This is a genomic window from Peribacillus sp. (genome assembly GCF_059453735.1).
Map to the genome: position 1 here is coordinate 1 of NZ_JAZVJO010000259.1, position 3,513 is coordinate 3,513.

At 38.3% G+C, this 3,513-nt stretch carries 4 protein-coding genes; all 4 read right to left on the reverse strand.

The genetic code is table 11. From position 1 onward, the window contains the following. Positions 1-188 precede the first annotated feature (188 nt). Genes AC52RT_RS08155 through AC52RT_RS08170 form a run of 4 tightly spaced genes read right to left on the reverse strand, consistent with a single transcriptional unit; the run spans position 189 to position 3,213 of the window. Entirely contained in the window at positions 189-1,004 is an 816-nt protein-coding gene (locus tag AC52RT_RS08155; protein WP_495540281.1) for an energy-coupling factor ABC transporter ATP-binding protein, read from the reverse strand. Next, on the reverse strand, positions 983-1,825 hold the full coding sequence (locus AC52RT_RS08160) for an energy-coupling factor ABC transporter ATP-binding protein (protein WP_495540282.1): 843 nt from the start codon (positions 1,823-1,825) through the stop codon (positions 983-985). Before AC52RT_RS08160 ends, AC52RT_RS08155 begins: the two co-directional genes overlap by 22 nt. Then, complete coding sequence (locus tag AC52RT_RS08165; protein ID WP_495540283.1) at positions 1,822-2,595, reverse strand: energy-coupling factor transporter transmembrane component T family protein; 774 nt, start codon at positions 2,593-2,595, stop codon at positions 1,822-1,824. Before AC52RT_RS08165 ends, AC52RT_RS08160 begins: the two co-directional genes overlap by 4 nt. A 12-nt stretch (positions 2,596-2,607) precedes the next feature. Beyond that, positions 2,608-3,213, reverse strand: coding sequence for an ECF transporter S component (locus tag AC52RT_RS08170; RefSeq protein WP_495540284.1), 606 nt, complete (start codon positions 3,211-3,213; stop codon positions 2,608-2,610). Positions 3,214-3,513 lie beyond the last annotated feature (300 nt).

Sequence of the window (3,513 nt, forward strand, 5' to 3'; positions counted from 1 at the left end):
AATTATAATACAATCGGCTATTTCCACGAAGAAATGAAGGAATTTTTTCTCCAATCGATTTTAAGCCGTCAGGATAGTCTCTATTCTAATATATTGATTGCGTGACTTATTCCCCTAGAAACAAAAAACAAGCCCCTTAAAACGGATTTTAAGGAGACGGATTTTGGAAAACTATTAATTGAATTTCTTTATAACTTTGAATCTTTAATAAATTCATCTACTGTCAGAAATGTTTTATTTTTTTCTAATAAAAAACCTAGTTGGGTAACATGGGGGAGGTTTAAACCCGCTTGCACTAAAACTTCTTTATTTAAAAAGATTTCGCGGGTAGTACCATCTAGCAATACTTTTCCTTCAGCAAGTACAATCGTACGTTCAAATGATTCAGCAACAAAATCCATATCATGGATAATCGTAATGACCCACTTTCCCTTTTTCTGAAGGTCATTCATGACCCGTTTGATTGTTTCTTTTCCAGCGTGATCCTGCGCTATGGTCGGCTCATCAAAAATAACAATATCTGTATTCATCGCAACGATCGACGCGATACTGATTAACTTTCGTTCGGATAAACTAAGATCATAGGGATGATCGTCTTTTTTATCTTCCATTCCGACCATTAGTAACGCATGCATACTATTAGGTATTGCTTCTTCCTTTGAGTGCCCAACATTCAGCGGCCCGAACATCACTTCGTCCAATACCGTACTTTTAAAGATCTGGTCATTCGGATTCTGAAAGACAAGCCCGATTTGGCCAGCTAGTTTAGCAACCGAAACATCTTTTGTGTTCTGGTTATTAATCAATATTTCCCCTGAAACCGGCTTCAACAGTCCTTTCAACAATTTAACAAGAGTTGTTTTGCCCGCTCCATTTTGACCAATAATGGCTGTAGATCGCTGATCAAAGGTAAGCGTTATGTCGGTTAATATAGGGGCTTCTTTTTTATAATAAAAAGATAGTGAATTTACGGCAATGGATGTCATTTTGTCGACACCATCCATTCATAAGCTTCTTCGAGTGTAATTGGATAGAGCCCCGTGTCTTTATTCCTTATCCCAAGCAGTCTGCAAATTTGCGTATACACTGGGGGAGGTACACCGTAGTCTAAAAGGTCAGCACGGGAAAACACCTTTTGCGGGCTATCAAAGTCAATAATACTCCCGTTCGCCATTAACATAATCCGATCAGCATATTTGGCGATACTTTCGATTTTGTGTTCCACCATAATGACGGTCATACCATCTTTGCTAAGAGCATTGATAGCACGGAAAACGTCCTCTGTCCCTTGTGGATCCAACTGTGACGTAGGTTCATCAAGGATGATTACTTCAGGTCTCATCGTAATAATACTTGCAATAGCCATCCGCTGCATCTGTCCGCCCGATAATTCAAATGGGTTCTGATTTCTACATTCATAGATATCAAGCAGCTTTAAAGCCTGATCAATTCGTACTCTCATTTCTTTCTGTGGAATGCCAAGATTCTCTAAACCAAATGCAATCTCTTCATAGACCGTTAGTTTAGCTCCAGTAATTTGAGTGAACGGATCTTGAAACACAATCCCTACTTTTTCACTGATTGTATTTACATCGGATTCCTGCACATTTATCCCATTGATTTCGACAATGCCGCCATAGGCTCCTTTATGAAAGTGTGGAACTAAACCAATTAATGCCTGGCAAAGCGTTGATTTACCAGCACGATTCTGTCCAACAATTCCAATAAATTCACCTTTATTAATAACAAACGAAAGATCTACTAAAGTCAGCTCCTTCTTTAATGGGTAACGATAGTTTAAATGACGAACGTTGATGATACTCATAGGAAAACCCTCCACCCTATTGCCCCAGCAAGCATAACCATCATAATAATCTGTAGAGGAAAACCGACTTTCGAAAAGGTTGGCTCAATTAAAAAACTTTTTTTTGCCGTGGAATTAAAGCCGCGTACTTCAAGTGCCATTGAACGCTCGCGGGTACTAACAAGAGCATTCATAATGACTGGTCCAAGCAAAGGGAAAAACGCTTTAATTCTTGTACTTAATTTCCCTTCTGTTTCGATTCCCCGCGACCGTTGAGCATCCGAAATAGTAGCCATAGTTGAACGCATTTCAGGGATGATTTGCATAACCGAGTTAAGTACATAGCCTATTTTAGCTGGTAATCCTTTTTTCATGAGACTCTGGATTAAATCAGATGGCTTCGTAGTCAGCACGAGTATACAAACCGAGCAAAGCAGGGTGGTAACCCTCAGAATAATTTGGACAGCAACAAGCAAGCCTTCTTCATAAAATCGTATAAAACCAACAGAAAAGAACAGCGTTTCATTTGTTGGTGAATATAATCCCTGAATCACCACAATAGATAGCAGCAGTACAAAGCTGAGTCCCAAAATGGGCAGAGCTTGTTTAAACACTTTTCCTATTAATAGCAGCAATAGACAAAACATCAGGATACCGACAGACCAATAAATGTTTTGGAGAATCAAAGGCAAACTTAATGAAAAAAGAATGAAGACCAACTTCGTAATTGGATCAATAGTATGTACCAGTGACATGCGATCTTGATACAAGCTTAATGCTTTTATAACCAAACACCTGCTTTCTTACAGCTGTTCTACACGGTTTTTCTCATTTTTAAACAGTTGATCAAGACTGTTTGGCAGCCCTTTGTAAAGTAAAAATGAAATCACAACCACCGCTATTTTATCAGGTATATCCACCACTAATTCATCAAGAGCGGATGCCAGCCAAAGCGGGAAATCATTCGCAATCAATGTGGCAAATAGTGCATCCCCCCATATGTTCCCTGTCTGTCCTCCCCAATAGACAATATTAATGGGTGTAGATATGACGGTAGCCACTAGGCTAATGACAAGCCCCATTACAACAGCCATCCCTATATTCCGAATATATCCCTTATAAGCCATAACGCCAGCAGCAATCCCGATCCCAACGCTTGTTAACGCGTACACAAATGAGACAGGATCTAAAGTCAGCCCGTAAATAATATTATTAATTAACCCACAAAGTGCTCCAACGATTGGTCCAGCCAGCATCGCTGCTAAGATTGTTCCAATGGAATCAAGCCACAGAGGCAGTTTGAGAAGTCCTGCAAATAACTTTCCTATATAATTAATACCGACTGCAGCCGGTATCAAAACTATAGAAGCCGTTGATAATTTAAAGCTCCACATATTTGTTTTTGACATAACAAGTCCCTCCATTCATTTTTGTAATAGTAAGATTATCTTGTTTACCATAATACGATTATGTAACTTAATTTAAGAGAATTTTTTCGTTTTTTATCCCTCCGTTGCTTTAATAATCAATTTACTGATAACTTTACTTCTGTCTTGTCACCTATGCTTTTATTACTATATCAAATTTATTCATAATAATCTTTATATTTTATAAATTTATTTAACTATCGATCTAGTGCGGAGTTATTATCGTTTCTTGGTACAGATTCTATATGAAGTAAAGAGCTTTAAGATGCATAACTTGAGGAC

Coding starts and splice junctions, on each gene's coding strand:
- AC52RT_RS08160 (WP_495540282.1), bottom strand. CDS start 1,825: ATGAGTATCATCAACGTTCGTCATTTAAACTATCGTTACCCATTAAAG.
- AC52RT_RS08170 (WP_495540284.1), bottom strand. CDS start 3,213: ATGTCAAAAACAAATATGTGGAGCTTTAAATTATCAACGGCTTCTATA.
- AC52RT_RS08155 (WP_495540281.1), bottom strand. CDS start 1,004: ATGGATGGTGTCGACAAAATGACATCCATTGCCGTAAATTCACTATCT.